The sequence below is a fragment of the Phytohabitans aurantiacus genome, assembly GCF_027923225.1.
Taxonomy (GTDB): domain Bacteria; phylum Actinomycetota; class Actinomycetes; order Mycobacteriales; family Micromonosporaceae; genus Phytohabitans; species Phytohabitans aurantiacus.
This window is the reverse complement of the sequence record NZ_BSDI01000084.1, coordinates 23,882-40,452: the sequence shown is the minus strand read 5'-3', so window position 1 is coordinate 40,452 and position 16,571 is coordinate 23,882. Positions and strand designations below refer to the sequence as shown.

At 71.2% G+C, this 16,571-nt stretch carries 17 protein-coding genes; 9 read left to right on the top strand and 8 right to left on the bottom strand.

All coding sequences use genetic code 11. From position 1 onward, the window contains the following. Positions 1-183 precede the first annotated feature (183 nt). A complete protein-coding gene (locus QMG73_RS43395; protein ID WP_281905647.1) occupies positions 184-594 on the bottom strand; it encodes a hypothetical protein in 411 nt (136 codons plus the stop codon). 402 nt (positions 595-996) lie between these two features. On the opposite strand from QMG73_RS43395, the gene argC reads away from it, so the two are divergent. Genes argC through QMG73_RS43350 form a run of 9 tightly spaced genes read left to right on the top strand, consistent with a single transcriptional unit; the run spans position 997 to position 9,964 of the window. Continuing rightward, positions 997-1,998: an N-acetyl-gamma-glutamyl-phosphate reductase gene (argC, locus tag QMG73_RS43390; RefSeq protein WP_281905643.1), complete on the top strand. Its 1,002-nt coding sequence runs from the start codon at positions 997-999 to the stop codon at positions 1,996-1,998. Further along, positions 1,995-3,146, top strand: a complete 1,152-nt coding sequence (argJ, locus tag QMG73_RS43385; protein WP_281905640.1) for a bifunctional glutamate N-acetyltransferase/amino-acid acetyltransferase ArgJ — start codon at positions 1,995-1,997, stop codon at positions 3,144-3,146. The genes argC and argJ overlap by 4 nt, the downstream gene beginning before the upstream one ends. Further along, entirely contained in the window at positions 3,143-4,030 is an 888-nt protein-coding gene (argB, locus tag QMG73_RS43380) for an acetylglutamate kinase (protein ID WP_281905637.1), read from the top strand. Before argJ ends, argB begins: the two co-directional genes overlap by 4 nt. Continuing rightward, entirely contained in the window at positions 4,027-5,181 is a 1,155-nt protein-coding gene (locus QMG73_RS43375) for an acetylornithine transaminase (RefSeq protein WP_281905634.1), read from the top strand. The genes argB and QMG73_RS43375 overlap by 4 nt, the downstream gene beginning before the upstream one ends. Beyond that, on the top strand, positions 5,178-6,119 hold the full coding sequence (gene argF, locus QMG73_RS43370) for an ornithine carbamoyltransferase (protein ID WP_281905631.1): 942 nt from the start codon (positions 5,178-5,180) through the stop codon (positions 6,117-6,119). The genes QMG73_RS43375 and argF overlap by 4 nt, the downstream gene beginning before the upstream one ends. Beyond that, entirely contained in the window at positions 6,116-6,628 is a 513-nt protein-coding gene (locus QMG73_RS43365) for an arginine repressor (RefSeq protein WP_281905629.1), read from the top strand. Before argF ends, QMG73_RS43365 begins: the two co-directional genes overlap by 4 nt. Beyond that, positions 6,625-7,944, top strand: a complete 1,320-nt coding sequence (locus tag QMG73_RS43360; RefSeq protein WP_281905626.1) for an argininosuccinate synthase — start codon at positions 6,625-6,627, stop codon at positions 7,942-7,944. The genes QMG73_RS43365 and QMG73_RS43360 overlap by 4 nt, the downstream gene beginning before the upstream one ends. An 11-nt stretch (positions 7,945-7,955) precedes the next feature. Then, a complete protein-coding gene (argH, locus tag QMG73_RS43355) occupies positions 7,956-9,374 on the top strand; it encodes an argininosuccinate lyase (protein ID WP_281905623.1) in 1,419 nt (472 codons plus the stop codon). Next, positions 9,344-9,964, top strand: a complete 621-nt coding sequence (locus tag QMG73_RS43350; RefSeq protein ID WP_281905621.1) for a DNA-3-methyladenine glycosylase — start codon at positions 9,344-9,346, stop codon at positions 9,962-9,964. Before argH ends, QMG73_RS43350 begins: the two co-directional genes overlap by 31 nt. Positions 9,965-10,015: 51 nt before the next feature. Here the strand turns inward: QMG73_RS43350 and QMG73_RS43345 are convergent, their stop codons facing one another. The 7 genes from QMG73_RS43345 to QMG73_RS43315 form a co-directional block, all read right to left on the bottom strand. Continuing rightward, a complete protein-coding gene (locus QMG73_RS43345; protein ID WP_281905619.1) occupies positions 10,016-11,017 on the bottom strand; it encodes a hypothetical protein in 1,002 nt (333 codons plus the stop codon). 63 nt (positions 11,018-11,080) lie between these two features. Beyond that, entirely contained in the window at positions 11,081-11,848 is a 768-nt protein-coding gene (locus tag QMG73_RS43340) for a class I SAM-dependent methyltransferase (protein ID WP_281905616.1), read from the bottom strand. Beyond that, positions 11,820-12,659, bottom strand: coding sequence for a 2-hydroxy-acid oxidase (locus QMG73_RS43335; RefSeq protein ID WP_281905613.1), 840 nt, complete (start codon positions 12,657-12,659; stop codon positions 11,820-11,822). Before QMG73_RS43335 ends, QMG73_RS43340 begins: the two co-directional genes overlap by 29 nt. A gap of 4 nt (positions 12,660-12,663) precedes the next feature. Next, positions 12,664-12,939 (bottom strand): phosphopantetheine-binding protein, encoded by a 276-nt coding sequence (locus QMG73_RS43330; protein ID WP_281905610.1) that lies wholly within the window; start codon positions 12,937-12,939, stop codon positions 12,664-12,666. Between the two features lie 13 nt (positions 12,940-12,952). After that, complete coding sequence (locus tag QMG73_RS43325; RefSeq protein WP_281905607.1) at positions 12,953-13,876, bottom strand: 3-oxoacyl-[acyl-carrier-protein] synthase III C-terminal domain-containing protein; 924 nt, start codon at positions 13,874-13,876, stop codon at positions 12,953-12,955. Next, complete coding sequence (locus QMG73_RS43320; protein ID WP_281905604.1) at positions 13,873-15,219, bottom strand: condensation domain-containing protein; 1,347 nt, start codon at positions 15,217-15,219, stop codon at positions 13,873-13,875. Before QMG73_RS43320 ends, QMG73_RS43325 begins: the two co-directional genes overlap by 4 nt. Further along, entirely contained in the window at positions 15,216-16,538 is a 1,323-nt protein-coding gene (locus tag QMG73_RS43315) for a condensation domain-containing protein (protein WP_281905601.1), read from the bottom strand. Before QMG73_RS43315 ends, QMG73_RS43320 begins: the two co-directional genes overlap by 4 nt. Positions 16,539-16,571 lie beyond the last annotated feature (33 nt).

Sequence of the window (16,571 nt, the reverse complement as noted above, 5' to 3'; positions counted from 1 at the left end):
TGCCGGATGTGACGAAGGCGCGTGAGGTGTTGGGTTATGAGGCCACCACGAGCCTCGACACCATGCTCGACGAGGTGATCCCATGGGTGACCCAGGCAGTCAAGGACGGGCGGCTCTGACCATCGCGCCGGCCCGCTTCCTGCGGGCCGGCGCGGCGTCCGGCGGTGGAGCCGACGTCAGGCCCTAGGCGCGGAAGAGGCCACTGTCGCAGTACTCCGTCGTGGTGCCCTTGATCCGGCACCCCACGATGTACACGGGCATCCCTTCTGGGAGATTTCCACTGTTCCACGACGTGCAATACGAGGCCGCGTGCCCCTGGGTGGTTACGGTGCGAAGCAGCACCCCGTACTCGTCGTACACCCAGCCCTTGATGCCCCAGCCGTCACTCATGTAGTCGCAGGCGCGGACCGAGTCGCCGGGCCCCTCTTCGTCCGGATCTTCGTTCCATAGGACGTCGCCGAAGTAGCAGCAATCGGCGCCGCCGTAGAAGCCGATCTGGACCTTGTCGGCCGCGAAGGCCGGACTGCCGCCGAGGCCCAGCACGAGGATGGTCGCGGCGATGGACGCCGCCAGGATCTTCCAGAGTCGTCGCATGCCGACAGCGTCAGCGCGGGACGGTGGCTGGGCAACGCGGTCGCCCGATTCTTGAGGAACACTTGAGTCCGATATGGACCGTGTCGCGGTGTTGGGATCGGGCGCGAGCCCCCAGCGGCCGCCGCGAGGCCCTCAAGCGGCCGAATAAGGGCGTTCGCATCGAGCCGCCGTGCGGCCAGCGGCGGCCGCGATCAAGGGCGTTCGCATCGATCAAGGGCGAATACACGCCGAACAGAGATCCAACCGCGTGCGTTTGCCCTTGATCGGCGGGGAGAGGTGCTGGGGAGGGCGTCGGGATTACGGTGGTAAGGAGCGCGAGTGAGCGGGTGATTCATCATCCACTCCATTGCATGGTCTTGCGGAAACTGATACCGTCTTCTGCATAGACATGCGGAGGTGGACATGGGCATCCGGGTCGCGGTGGCCGGGGCTAGCGGCTATGCGGGCGGTGAGTTGTTGCGCCTGATCGCTGGGCACCCCGAGCTTGACCTCGTGGCCGCCACCGCTCACAGTCAGGCCGGCGTGCCGCTGTCGACAGTACATCCGCAGCTCACGGGCCTTGACCTCATGTTGAGCGCGACCGACCCGGCGGCGCTGGCTGACGCTGATCTTGTCTTTCTGGCCCTGCCGCACGGGCAGTCGGCGGCGCTTGCGGCGCAGTTGCCTGCCGGGGTCAAGGTTGTGGATCTTGGGGCCGACCATCGGTTGAATGATGCGGACGCCTGGGTGCGGTATTACGGCGGGGAGCACGCCGGCGCGTGGACGTACGGGCTGCCGGAGTTGCCGGGGCAGCGCGGCGCGATCGCCATCGCCAACAAGGTCGCGGCCACCGGGTGTTATGCGGTGAGCACCATTCTCGCGCTCGCCCCCCTGATCGCGGCGGGCGCGGTGTCGCCCGATGACGTCGTGGTGGTCGCCGCCTCGGGCACGTCGGGCGCGGGCAAGGCGCCCAAGGTGCACCTGCTGGGCAGCGAGGTGATGGGCGACCTCTCGCCGTACAAGGTGGGCGCGCACCAGCACGTGCCCGAGATCAAGCAGGCGACCGGGGCGCGGAGCATGTCGTTCACGCCGGTGCTGGCGCCGATGCCGCGCGGCATCCTGGCGACGGTGACCGCTCGGCCGGCCGGAAATGTTGACCCGCGGCAGGTGCTCGCGGAGGCGTACGCGGACGCGCCGTTCGTGCACGTCCTGCCCCAGGGGGCGTGGCCGCACACGGCTGCCACGCTCGGTTCGAACGCGTGCCATCTTCAGGCCACAGTGGACATCGACTCAGGTCGGGTGATCGTGACCAGCGCCATCGACAATCTGGGCAAGGGCGCCGCCGGCCAGGCCGTGCAGTGCGCCAACCTCATGCTCGGCCTGCCGGAGACAGCGGGCCTATCGACGTTCGGGATGGCGCCGTGAGCATTACGCACCCTAAGGGTTTCAAGGCGAGCGGTGTCGCCGCCGGCCTCAAGCAGAACGGGCTCGACGTCGCGCTGGTGCTCAACGACGGGCCGGACGCGACGGTCGCCGGTGTCTTCACGGCCAACCGGGTCAAGGCGGCGCCGGTCGTGTGGAGCCAGCAGGTCGTGCGCGGCGGCGTGGTGCGCGCGGTCGTGCTGAACTCGGGCGGCGCCAACGCGTGCACGGGCCACCAGGGCTTCCAGGACACCCACGCCACCGCAGAACACGTGGCATCTGTCCTCGGTGGACTCGGAGCTGGTGATGTGGCGGTCTGCTCGACCGGCCTGATCGGCGAGCTGCTGCCGATGGACAAGCTGATTCCGGGCGTGACCGCCGCGGCCAAAGCGCTCGACAAAGACGGTGGCCTGGCGGCGGCCGAGGCCATCATGACCACCGACACGCGGCCGAAGACCGCCGTGGCGGCGGGCGCGGGCTGGAGCGTCGGCGGCATGGCCAAGGGCGCCGGCATGCTGGCACCCGGCCTCGCCACGATGCTGTCGGTACTGACCACCGACGCGGTCGCCGACTCGGTGGCGCTCGACGCGGCGCTGCGCGAAGCCTGCCGGGTCACCTTCGATCGGGTCGACTCCGACGGCTGCATGTCCACAAACGACACCGTGCTCCTGTTGGCCAATGGGGCGTCCGGCATCGCGCCGAGCCAGGAGGAGCTGACCGCCGCGGTCACCGCCGCCTGCCACGAGCTGGCGCAGCAACTGATCAGCGACGCGGAAGGCGCCACGAAGCAGGTCGCCATCGAGGTGGTCGGTGCGGCCAGCGACGGCGACGCGGTGGAGGTCGGGCGGTCGGTGGCGCGCAACAACCTCGTCAAGACCGCCCTGTTCGGCAACGACCCGAACTGGGGGCGCATCCTCGCCGCCGTCGGCACCACCGCGGCCGCGTTCGAGCCGGACGCGCTCGACGTCGCGGTCAACGGGGTGTGGGTGTGCAAGGGCGGTGCGGCGGCGGCTGATCGTTCCACAGTAGACCTGGCTGGGCGGGACGTGACGATCCGGATCGACCTGCACGCCGGCTCGGCGGAGGCGACGATCTGGACCAACGACCTGTCGCACGCGTACGTGCACGAGAACTCGGCGTACTCGACATGACCCTCTCGATCGCGCACGAGCGGGCGCAACACAAGGCCGAGACGCTCATCGAGGCGCTGCCGTGGCTGGCGCAGTTCCACGGCGCGACCGTGGTCGTCAAGTACGGCGGCAACGCGATGATCGACCCGGAGCTGCAGCGGGCGTTCGCGGCCGACATGGTGTTCATGCGGTACGCGGGCCTCAAGCCGGTCGTGGTGCACGGCGGCGGTCCGCAGATCTCGGCCATGCTCAAGCGACTCGGCATCGCCAGCGAGTTCCGCGGCGGGCTGCGGGTGACGACACCCGAGGCCATGGACGTGGTGCGGATGGTGCTCGTCGGCCAGGTCGGTCGCGAGCTGGTCGGGCTCATCAACGAGCACGGGCCGTTCGCGGTGGGACTGTCCGGAGAGGACGCCAAGCTGTTCACGGCGGTGCGGCGGCACGCGTACGTGGACGGGGAAGCGGTCGACGTCGGGCTCGTCGGCGACGTGGAGCACGTCAACGTCGGTGCGGTCGCTGACCTGATCGCCGCCGGCCGGATACCGGTCATCTCCACGGTCGCGCCGGACGGCGACGGGGTACTGCACAACCTCAACGCCGACACCGCCGCGTCCGCCCTGGCGATCGCGTTGGAGGCACGCAAGCTGGTGGTCCTGACCGACGTGCCGGGGCTCTACACCGACTGGCCCGACACCACCAGCCTGGTTTCCCGGATCGACACGGACGCGCTGGCCGAGCTGCTGCCGCGGCTGGAGTCGGGCATGGTGCCCAAGATGGAGGCGTGCCTGCGCGCGGTACGCGGTGGGGTGCCCGCCGCGCACGTGGTCGACGGCCGGGTCGCGCATTCGACGCTGTTGGAAGTGTTTACCTCTGAAGGTTTCGGGACGATGGTGGTGAACCCGTGAGCGGTCTGATCGACCGGTGGTCGCAGTCCATGATGGACAACTATGGCACCCCGGCGCTGGCGCTGGTGCGCGGCGAGGGTGCGGTGGTGACCGACGAGTCCGGCAAGGAGTACGTCGACCTGCTCGGCGGCATCGCGGTCAACGCGCTCGGGCACGCCCACCCGGCCGTGGTCAGCGCGGTGTCCAAGCAGGTCTCGACGCTCGGCCATGTGTCCAACCTGTTCGTCGCCGAGCCGCCCGTGGCGCTCGCCGAACTGCTGCTGGCGCTCGCCGGCCGGCAGGGGCGCGTGTACTTCGCGAACTCCGGCGCCGAGGCGAACGAGGCCGCGTTCAAGCTGTCGCGGCGCCTGGGCCGGACGCACGTGGTGTCCACTGTGGGCGGTTTCCACGGCCGCACCATGGGCAGCCTCGCGCTCACCGGCCAGCCCGCCAAGGCCGACCCGTTCCGCCCGCTGCCCGGCGACGTGAGCTTCGTTCCGTACGGTGACGTGGCCGCCCTCGAAGCGGCCGTCACCAGCGAGACCGCGATGGTGATCCTGGAGCCCATCCAGGGTGAAAGCGGCGTGATCGTCCCACCGGCTGGCTACCTCGCCGCGGCCCGCGAGGTCACCGCGGCTCGGGGCGCGCTGCTCGTGCTCGACGAGGTGCAGACCGGCATCGGCCGCACCGGGCACTGGTTCGCCCACCAGGCCGAAGGCGTCGAACCCGACGTCATCACGCTCGCCAAGGGCCTCGGCGGTGGGCTGCCGATCGGTGCCTGCGTGGCGTTCGGCGCGGCTGCCGACCTGTTCGGCCCCGGCAGCCACGGCAGCACGTTCGGCGGCAACCCGATCAGCTGCGCGGCCGGACTTGCGGTCATCTCCACCATCGCCAACGAGGGCCTGCTCGACCACGTCAAGCGGACCGGCGAGCGCATCCGCCGCGGCATCGAGGCGCTCGGCCACCCGCGGATCAGCGAGGTGCGCGGCGCCGGGCTGTTGCTGGGCATCGCGCTGACCGAGCCGGTATCGGTGCAAGCGGCGGCCGCGTTGCGCGAGGCCGGGTTCCTGGTCAACCCGATCCAGCCCGACGTGATCCGGCTCGCCCCTCCGCTGATCATCAACGCCGAGCAGGTCGACGCGTTCATCGCCGCGCTGGATGGTGCCCTGTGAGTGTCCGGCACTTCCTCCGCGACGACGATCTCACCCCGGCCGAGCAGTCCGCCGTGCTCGACCTCGCGGCGGCGATGAAGGCCGACCGGTACGGGCACAAGCCGCTGGCCGGTCCGCGTTCGGTCGCGGTGCTGTTCGACAAGCAGAGCCTGCGAACCCGGTTCTCCTTCGACGTTGGCATCGCCGAGTTGGGGGGTAACCCGGTCGTCGTGGACTCCCAGGGCACCCACTTCGGGCGGGGCGAGTCGCTCGGCGACGCGGCAGCGGTGCTGTCCCGGTACGCCAGCGCGATCGTCATGCGCACCCACGGCGACCAGCGGCTCGCCGAGGTGGCCGCCGGGGCGACGGTGCCGGTGGTCAACGCGCTCACCGACGGCTTCCACCCGTGCCAGCTCCTCGCCGACCTGCTGACGGTCCGCGAGCACCTGGGCGGCACGTCCGGGCGCATCCTGGCCTACGTCGGTGACGCCGCCAACAACATGGCCCACTCGTACCTGCTCGCGGGCGCCGCCGCCGGGATGCACGTGCGGGTCTCGGGGCCGTCCGGGTTCGACCCGTCGCCGACCGTGGTGTCGCGGGCCGAGGAGATCGCCGCGTGGACCGGCGGTTCCGCCGACGTCCTGCGCGACCCGTACGAGGCGGTGGACGGCGCGCACGTGGTGGCCACCGACACGTGGACGTCGATGGGGCAGGAAGGGGACGGCCGGGATCGGCTGGGGCCCTTCTGGCCGTACCAGGTCAACAAGGACCTTCTCGCGGCGGCCGCGCCGGGCGCGATCGTGCTGCACTGCCTGCCCGCGCACCGCGGCGAGGAAATCACCGACGACGTCCTGGACGGCGCGCAGAGCGCCGTCTTCGACCAGGCCGAAAACCGCCTGCACGCACAAAAAGCACTACTGACGTGGTTGTTGCGCGCGTCGGGGGAGGGGTCCGCGTGACCGGGCCTTCTACGCGTACGGCGCGGCATGCGCGCATCGTGGAGCTGATCCGCGAGAAGGGCGTGCGTTCGCAGACCGAGCTTGCCGACCTGTTGGGCTCCGATGGCGTACAGGTCACCCAGGCAACGCTGTCGCGCGACCTGGAGGAGCTTGGCGCGTACAAGGTGCGCGGTTCCGACGGCGGCCCGGCGGTGTACGTGATCCCGGAGGACGGCGAGCCCCGCCCTCGCCTTTCCGAGCAGGCACCCGCGCGCCTGCTGCGGCTGCTGCGCGAGCTGCTCACCGACACCGACGCCAGCGGCAACCTGGCCGTGCTGCGTACCCCGCCCGGCGCCGCGCAGTTCCTCGCAAGCGCCATGGACCGCGCCGGCCTGCCCGACGTGGTCGGCACGATCGCCGGCGACGACACGATTCTCGTGGTGGCCCGCGAGCCGCTCAGCGGCCGCGCGCTCGCCGACAAGCTCAGCGCCTGGGCCGGCCGCTCCGAAGACGAGGGGAAGCTGCCATGAGCGAGGGAGTTGGCGCGGCGGCGCCTGGACTGAGCGACGCGCCGACGCAGTCGCGCGCGGCGCGAGGGAAGGCGTCGCCTTCAGCGCCGCACGACCGAGCGAATCAGAAGGCACAGCGCGAGCGGGTTGTTCTCGCGTACTCGGGCGGGCTGGACACCTCGGTCGCCATCCCGTTCCTGGCCGACCACATGGGCGCCGAGGTGATCGCCGTCTCCGTCGACCTCGGGCAGGGCGGCGAGGACATCGACGCCATCCGCCAGCGCGCCCTGGACTGCGGCGCGGTCGAGGCGGAGGTGGTCGACGCGCGCGAGGAGTTCGCCGCCGAGTACTGCCTGCCGGCCGTCAGGGCCAACGCCTTCTACATGGACCGGTACCCGCTGGTGTGCGCGCTGAGCCGGCCGTTGATCGTCAAGCACCTGGTCGCGGCGGCCCGGAAGTACCGCGGCACCGTGGTCTCGCACGGCTGCACGGGCAAGGGGAACGACCAGGTGCGCTTCGAGGTCGGCATCGGCGCGCTCGCGCCCGACCTGAAGATCGTCGCGCCGGCCCGGGACTTCGCGTGGACCCGCGACAAGGCGATCGTCCTCGCCGAGGAGCGCGGCCTGCCGATCGACGTGTCGCACCGCTCGCCGTACTCGATCGACCAGAACCTGTGGGGCCGCGCCGTCGAGACCGGCTTCCTCGAGGACATCTGGAACGCCCCGATCGAAGAGCTCTACAGCTACACCGCCAACCCGGCCGAGCCGCGCGATCCCGACGAGATCGTCATCACGTTCGACGCGGGCGTGCCGGTGGCGATCGACGGCGAGACGGTCACCCCGTACCAGGCGATCCTGGAGCTGAACCGGCGCGCCGGCGCGCAGGGCGTCGGCCGGATCGACATGGTCGAAGACCGCCTGGTCGGCATCAAGAGCCGCGAGATCTACGAGGCGCCCGGCGCGATCGCGCTGATCACCGCCCACCAGGAGCTCGAAGGCGTCACCGTCGAGCGCGACACCGCCCGCTTCAAGCGGAGCGTCGACCAGCGGTGGGCGGAGCTGGTGTACGACGGATTGTGGTACTCGCCACTCAAGCGCGCGCTCGACGTGTTCATCGACGAGACCCAGCGCCACGTCACCGGAGAGGTGCGGATGACGTTGCACGGCGGCCGCGCGGTCGTCACCGGCCGCCGCTCCGAGGCCAGCCTGTACGACTTCAACCTGGCCACCTACGACACCGGTGACACGTTCGATCAGTCGCTGGCGAAGGGCTTCGTCGAGCTCTTCGGGCTGCCGAGCAGGATGGCCGCCGCGCGCGACGCGCGGCTGGGTCAGTAACGTAGGCGCTCGTGTCGCGTACCAGTTTGTGGGGAGGCCGGTTCACCGGCGGTCCCGCCGAGGCTCTGGCCCGGCTTTCGGTCAGCGTTCAGTTCGACTGGCGGCTGGCGCCGTACGACCTTGCCGGGTCGCGGGCGCATGCCCGGGTACTGGCCGGCGCCGGCCTGCTGGACTCCGACGAGCTCGGCCAGATGCTCGCCGCGCTCGACGACCTGGAGGCCGCCTGCGCCTCGGGCGCGTTCCGGCCGACGGTCGAAGACGAAGACGTGCACACCGCGCTGGAACGCGGCCTGCTGGAGCGGCTGGGCACGCTCGGCGGCAAGCTGCGCGCCGGCCGGTCCCGCAACGATCAGGTCGCCACCGACCTGCGCCTGTACCTGCGCGACCACGCCCGGGGCGTCGCCGTCCAGCTGGTCGGGCTCGCCGACGCGCTGGTCGAGCAGGCCGAGCGGCACATCGACACGCCCGCGCCGGGCATGACGCATGTGCAGCACGCGCAGCCGGTGACGTTCGGGCACTGGTTGCTCGCACACGTACAGCCGCTGCTGCGTGACCTCGAACGCCTGCGCGACTGGGACACCCGCGCCGCGATCAGCCCGCTCGGCGCCGGTGCGCTGGCCGGCTCGTCGTTGCCGCTCGACCCGACCCAGGTCGCCAAGGAGCTGGGCTTCACGGCCCCCGCCGCGAACTCGATGGACGCCGTCGCCGACCGCGACTTCGTGGCCGAGTTCCTGTTCGTGACCGCCCTGGTCGGCGTGCACCTGTCGCGCCTGGGCGAAGAGGTCGTGCTGTGGACCTCGCAGGAGTTCGGCTGGGTGGAGCTCGACGACGGCTTCGCCACCGGCTCGTCGATCATGCCGCAGAAGAAGAACGCGGACATCGCCGAGCTGGCGCGCGGCAAGGCCGGCCGGCTCATCGGCGGCCTCGTCACCGTGCTGACCATGCTCAAGGGCCTGCCGCTGACGTACGACCGCGACATGCAGGAAGACAAGGAGCCGGTCTTCGACGCCGTCGACACCCTCGAACTCGTGCTGCCCGCGCTCGCCGGCATGATCTCCACGATGACGGTGCGCGTCGACCGGCTGGCCGCCGCCGCACCGGTCGGGTACACGCTGGCCACCGAGGTCGCCGACTGGCTGGTCCGCAAGGGCGTGCCGTTCCGCGACGCTCACGAGATCACCGGCCAGCTCGTCGCCCTGTGCGTGGCGCGCGAATGCGCCCTCGACGAGGTCAGCGACGACGACCTGTCGCGGATCAGCCCGCACCTGGACGCCGGCGTGCGCGACGTGCTGTCGGTCCGCTCGGCGCTGGCCGCGCGCATCACGCCCGGCTCGACGGGACCGGGCCCGGTCGCCGACCAGCTCGCGACCGCTGCCGACAAGCTCGAAGGGTGGCGTGAATGGGCCGGAGCGCAGGTGGTACCGCGCTGATCGACCTGCTCGCCGGGCCGGTGCTGCCGGCGGCGCGCGGCCTGCTCGGCTGCCTGCTGTCCGCCGGCGACGTCACGGTCCGCTTGACGGAGGTCGAGGCGTACGCCGGCACGGCGGGCGACCCGGCCTCGCACGCCCACCGCGGCCGCACCCCGCGCAACGCCGTCATGTTCGGCCCGCCCGGGTACGCGTACGTCTACTTCACCTACGGCATGCACTGGTGCATGAACGTGGTCACCGGTCCCGAGGGTGAGGCTTCGGCGGTGCTCCTGCGCGCCGGCGCGGTCGTGTCCGGCATCGAGCTGGCCCGGTCACGGCGCCGTTCTACTGTGGACCGTGACCTGGCGCGCGGGCCGGCGCGATTGTGTTCGGCGCTCGGCATCGACCGCACGGTGTACGGCACGTACCTGCTGGGCGACGGCCCGGTCCGGTTGTCGCCGCCCGCGTCACCGGTGCCGCCGTCCACTGTGGAGTCCGGTCCTCGTGTGGGCGTGAATGGCGCGCATGACCGGCCGTGGCGCTTCTGGATAGCCGGCGACCCGACCGTGAGCCCCTACCGCCGCCACACCCCCCGCCGCCCCACCCCGTGATCAGGGCGTCCCTCAAGTCGTTAGAGCGACATGAGGGACGCCCTGATCACGTTAGGTCAGGTCTAGGGCGAGGGTCGCGGGAGATGTCGCCGTGTTGCGGACGCAGGCGTTGAAGTACTCGTTGTCGGCCGGGGTCAGCAGCTGGTCCAGTGACGTGCTCGTGCCCAGGTCCACTGTGCGCAGGAAGTCGCCGTCGCCGTTTTCGACGTCGACCGTCCACCGCACCGGCACGCTCGACGTGCCGAGGATCCGGGCCGAGCTCGACGTGCTTGGGCCGCAGAAGTAGCCGCCGGAGCCGAGCGTGGCGGTGTACGGCCCGATGCCAGCGGCCGCATCGGCGGAAGGCTGGGCGAAGTGGTGCCAGCGGCCGGCGGCGCTCGCCGGTTGGGTTTGCGTGACGCAGAGGCGGTAGTAGAAGGTGCCGGGCCAGCTCGTGTACGTGGTGCTCGGCTCGGCGCTGGTCAGTTGGAGGATGGGCGAGTCGGTGCCATCGGCGGTGCTTCCGGCCCGTACCGTCCACAGTGCACTCGCGCTGCGGACGAAGCCGTAGAACGCGGTCCCCCTGTCGGAGCGGATCTTGTCGGTGCAGATGACGGATCCGGGTGGCAGGTTGCTGGTGGTGACGGCCTGAGCCGCGATGGCGCCGCTGAGTGCGAGCGCCGTGATCGGGGTGAGCTGGATCTGGACGGTGGTGGCGAGCGGACCGGTGACGGTCACGCAGCCGCGGAAGTGGTACGTGCCGGGCACCGGTGGGGTGACGTGGGTCGGTGGCAGGCGGAAGGTGACAGGGCCGGTCGGGGTGCGCAGTACCTCGGTCTCCACCCCGCCGGGGGTACTCGCGACGGTCACCTTCCACAGGGCGCCGCTGGTGTTTCGGGTGACGCTGCCGCTGAGGGTCACCCCCGCGCCGGCGCTTATCTGGCTGGTGCACACGGTCGTGCCGGGTGGCACGGTGGGAGCGGCGGCCGCGGCGGCCCCGCTGAGGCCGAGCACGGCCACGACGCCCAGGCAGAGGCCGCCGGCGGCCAGGCGCAGTACGCTCTTGCGTCTCATCTCGCGTCCTTTCCGAGCGCGGAAACACTCCGCACAGCGTGACGCGCGCCTGTCAAGGACCGGTCAAACTCCGGATGAGGCGCCCCCAACCGCCTCGACGTAGATGGTTTCGTCGTTGCGCAGGACGCGGTCGAGAGCGGCGACGTCCTGCCGGGCTCCCTGGCGGAAGCCACACGCCGTCACGACCGCGAAGCCGGCCTGCCCCAACGCGTGCCGCAGCTCCTCGAAGTCGTAGATCCAGCGGTGGCCGTACAGGTAGAAGAGCTGGTTGAACATGAACGCGGGCCGCTCCGGCATCGGTGGCCCCACGCCCGCCGCGCGCAGCCGCCGCCGGTGCCGCGCGAAGAAACCATCTTCGTTGAGGTAGCTCTCGACGTACCGCCGCAGGTCCGGTGTGGTCAGTCGCAGCACGCCGCCGGGCACGAGCACGCGCCGCACCTCGCGGAGCCAGTCGATGGCCGCGTCCGGCGGTATGTGCTCGATGAGGTGCTCGGCGTACACCCAGTCGACGGCGCCCGCCTCGAACGGCAGCGGTTGGCAGGCGTCGAGCATCGCGAAGTGCCGTTCACCGTCCACACGGTACAGCCGGCCCGGCTCGGTGACGGTGTCGCCGGCGCGCAGCGGCACCAGGTCGCTGCCGAGGCCACCGGGATGGTCGGTCTTCCACGCCGCGAACTCGATCCCGGTCACACCCAGGCTCCGCAGCGACTCGCGATCGTACGGCGGCTTGACGGTCAACGGCTCCAGCTTGTCGCAGCGCGCCATGCTCTCCGTGAACTGATCCATCAGTTCACCGAGCTGGTCAGGACGCTCCCAGTTCCAGTCGGGCATCCGCACCTCCTTCAAAGCCTTCGGACTCCACAGGCGACAGCCGGCACTGGCAGGAGTACCGCAGCACCGGGTCGTAGTCGGCGACGAGCATCGGTCTGGCCGGACCGGCCGCGAGTACCCCCGCCAGCTCCCACCACGGCCCGGTGTAGGGATGGCCGGCCGGCGCGACGCGCGCCGGCCGTCCGACAGGAGGGGCGATGCCGTTTCCCAGGACCAGCGTCGTCGCGTCCGGCAGCGTCGCGGGTGGCGCTCCACTGTGTACGCCCACCGAGTCGACGGCGATCGACCCTGAGCCGTCGAACAGCAGCGCGACCCCGGTGTGCGCCGCGGGCAGGGCCACCGGCGCGATCGGGTCGTAGTGGAGGGTGGCCTGCTCGACGACGATGAGCAGCGCCCGCCGGCACTCGCCGCCGCGGGTGTACTCCCGGATGAGCCGCAGCCCGGTGAACGCGGCGGCCGCGCCCTGGTCGCACACCGCGAACGCCAGCGGCCGGCCGGGGCAGACGTGGCTGAGATAGGCGGCGGTGGCGCGCCCGGGCCGGATGTCCGGCACGGCGAACGCCAGCACCAGCAGGTCGACGTCTTCACCGGCGCGTACTGTCTCGGCGATCAGCGCCTCGGCCATCTCCCCGTAGGAGTGGCCGCCGGGCGCGGGCCGCAGCGCGAGCCCGTATGGCCGGACGAGGTCGGCCAGGTACGCGTCGAGGTGAGCCTGGTGCGCCGGGTCGGCGGCGATGCGGGCCGGCTCGGGAAACCGGCGCCGCGTGACCCGGCTGATCCGCAGCGGCGCGTCGCCGTCCGGTGGGTACACCGCCTCACTCCGCCGGCAGCAGGTGGCCGGCGACGAACTCGGCGAGCGTGCCGACGGTGGCGAAGTCGTCTTGGTCGATGTCTTCCACGTCGATCTGGATGTCGAGCCGCTCCTCCAGCTCGAGCATCAGCTCCAGCGTGGTCGACGAGCTGAGGCCCAGGTCCTCCATGAGCTTGGTGTCTTCGCCGGCGGCCGGTACGTCGCGGCGCAGCACCCGAGGCAGGAGGACGCGGATGCTATCTACAACAGTTCCCTTGTGGATGGTGGGAGTTGGCTCCATCGTGGTGGGTTCCTTAATGCTCGAAGACCATGGCCGAGAATGTCGCGCCCCGCCCGGCGCCGGCCGCGGCGACGACGTACCGGTCGCCGGGGCGCAGCAGCCCGCGCTCGCGGGCGGTCTGGTAGTTGAGGAATGCGTCCGCGCAGAAGACGTGGCCGGCGACCGGCACGTTGTCGAGCAGTACCTGACCGATCGGGTAACCGATGCGGCGGCACAGCCGTTGCCAGGCCACCACGTTGACGTTGTGGGGGAGGATCAGCCGGACGTCGCCGAGGTCGGTGCGGGCCTTGCCGGCGGCCGCGAGGATGACGTCGGCCAGCGACGAGTGGTACTCGCGCTGGTAGGCGGCCGGGTCGTCGGACAGTTCGTCGTCGAACTCGCCGCGCACGTGTGCCGCGTAGGCGAGCAGCCGGTCGCGCGGGCCGGCGTTCCGCACGAGGCAGGCCGAGGCGCCCTCGCCGAACACGGAGGTCTCCGGCACGAGTTGGGCGTCGCGGGTGAACGTCTTCTCGCCGGCCAGTACCAGGGCGAGACCGTCGCCGTCGTGGGCGAGCAGCCGCCCGGCGAGGTCCAGCGCCAGCAGCCCGGTCGCGCAGGCGTGGTGGGTGACCGCGAACGCCACCGCGTGGTCGAGCCCGAGGATGCGGCACAGCGCGTGCACGGGGTTGACCGGGTACGGCACGACGACCGGGAAGGTGCGGGCGTGCAGCACGTACCGGATCTCGTGCTCGCGGCCGCGCAGCCCGTCGAGGTTGGCGACGGCGGCGAGCAGGAGGTCGAGCAGGGTGCCGTCGGGCTCCCGCCGGACCTCGGCCAGCCGGTGGTACCGGCGGAAGAGCTTGACCTGCATGGGTGTCAGCTCCAGCTGGCCGGCGAGGTCTTCGATCGGCACCCGCCCCGATGGCAGGTACGTGGCGACCGACTCCAGCGCCGTCACCGGCCACCGCCCAGCTCGACAGCGGCTTCGACGGCTACCGTCTCCATCTCCCGCACGCAGGCCTCCATATCGGACGGTGAGATGTGGTGGGTGTCGCCCTGTACGGTGATCGCGGCGGTGTCGGCGACGTTTTCGATGTGGACGAACAGCCGTTCCCACGGATCGTCCTGCCGCAGCGTCCAGCCGAACGTGGTGCGCGGCAGTGCGGCGCGGATCTGCTCGGCGGTGGGCACCGGTCCGTCGGGCGGGTCGGTGCCGATGACGCGGCGGTCGTTGAAGTAGCAGGCGATGTCGACCTCCTCGCCGCGTTCCCGGCTGACCCGCTCGACGAGCGCGTCGACCTGGTACGGGTCGTAGTAGGCGTACTTGAAGGCGCCGAGGGCGCGTTGTGCGGTGCGTATGACCGCCTGCTCGAACGTGGTGCCGGCGAGGTCGACCACGCACAGGCCGGTCTGGTTGACGGGGCTGACCGTGTCGCCGAGGCCGGGGCGGAAGCGGTTGCTGACCACCACCTGGACGGCGACCGGGTTGGCGCCGGTCACGCGCGCGAAGGCGATCGCGAAGACGGCGAGGAAGAGCGGGGACGCGGCGACCTTCGTGTGCGCGGCGATGGCGCGCAGCGCCAGGTGGGTGGCGGGGGAGTTGAACTCGCCGTGCCAGTGCCGCGGCGACTGGGGCTGCTCGGAACCCTGCTGGCCGGCCCCGGGACCGGGGAAGCGGCGGGCGGGGATGGCGCGCAGCAGCGCCTCCCAGTGCCGCAGCGCCGCTTCGCACTGCCTGCGCCCGGCCGGCGAGCGCTGCCACCGGATCTGCTCCAGCGGGTGCGGCGCGGTGGCCGGTGAGGGTGGGCGGGTGGTCAGCTCGTCCATCATCACGACCGCGCCGAGCCCGTCGGTGACCAGGTGGCAGAGGACGACGACCTGGTGGGTGAGCGTGCCGCGGTGGCGGATGACGGCCATGCGTACCGGCCATTCGTCGACGAAGTCGTAGTCGGTGTGCCAGTACCGCAGCCTTGTCTCCTCGGCGACCTTGGCCGGGTCGTCGTGGTCGTCGGCGTCGACGATCTCCAGGGTCACCTCGCCGGTGGCGTGCACCACCTGGCGGGTGTGGCCGTCGGGGTCGTGGCGCAGGCGGGTGCGCATGGTCTGGTAGCGGGCCATCCAGTACTGCAAGCCGTCGACCACGGTGTCCACTGTGGTGCCCGCTGGCAGCGGCTGGGCGTACCCGATGGGCAGCCACCAGTTCTGCCGGCGCATGGCCGACCAGATCTCGCGCTGCCCCCAGGACAGCTCGTCGACGCCGGCGCCCTCGCCGGCGAACGGCACGGTGATCCGCTCGATCATTGTTCGGCCTCCAGAGCGGCCTCGACCGCGACCGCTTCCATCTCGCGGGCGATCGCCTCCATGCCGGCCGGCGACACGTAGTGCGTGTCGGCGAAGATCGTGATGTCCACAGTGTCCGGTACATCGTTGATGTTGACGAAGAGGCGCTCGCTCGGCTTGTCGATGGGGTCACCCCAGCGCAGCGTGCTGCGGCCGAGCGCGGCCCGGATCTGGTCGGGCGTCGGTGGTGGCCCGTCCGGCAGGTCGCGGGTCACGAGGCGCCGGTCGTTGAAGAAGCACGACAGGTCGACGTGCTCGCCCCGTTCACGGCAGACCCTCTCGACGACCTCGTCGAGCGCCGCGGAGTCGTAGTACGCGTGCTTGTAGGCGACGAACGCGCGGCGTGCGGTGCGTGCCAGCGCCTGGTCGAAGGTGAGCCCGGCGACGTCGATGACGCACAGGCCGGTCTGGGTGAGCGGGCTGACCGCGTCGCCGAGCCCGCGGCGGAACCGGTTGCTGGCCACCACGCGGGTGACGACCGGGTTGGCGCCGGTCACCCGGGCGGTGGCCATCACGAAGATGGTGAGCAGGATCGGTGAGGCGTCCACATTGGTGCGTGCCGCGATGGCCCGTACCGCGAGGTGGCTGGCCGGGGAGTCGAGCCCGACCTGCCAGTGGCGGGGCGTGCGCGGGTCGTCGGAGTCGGGGAAGCGCCGCGCCGGCACCGATCGGACGACGTCCTCCCAGTGGCGCAGCACGGTCGACAGGTGCCGGCGGCCGGCGGGAGACCGTTGCCAGCGGGCCTGCTCCAGCGGCTCGGTGGCGGTCACCGGATCGGTGTTGCGGGAGGCGAGGTCGCGCAGCATGATGAGGCCGCCGAAGCCGTCGGTGACCAGGTGGCAGAGGACGACGACCTGGTGGGTGAGCGTGCCGCGGTGGCGGATGACGGCCATGCGTACCGGCCATTCGTCGACGAAGTCGTAGTCGGACTCCCAGTACCGCAGCCGCACCTCCTCGGCCAGCTTCGCCGGGTCGGTGTCGTCGTCGGCGTCGACGACCTCCAGGGTCACCTCGCCGGAGGCGTGCACCACTTGGCGGGTGCGGCCGTCGGGGTCGTGGCGCAGGCGGGTGCGCATGGTCTGGTAGCGGCCCATCCAGTACCGCAGGCCGTCGACCACCGTGTCGAGCGTGGTGCCCGGCGGCAGCGGCTCGGCGTACCCGATCGGCATGAACGTCTGCTGGCGCTGCATGGCACGCCACAGCTCGGACTGGCCCCAGGCCAGTTCCTCGACGCCGCTGCCGTAGCCCTCAAAGGGGACGGCGACCCTTTCCCAAGTCATCGGCAGGAGTTTATGTCTGCTGCCCTCGACTCC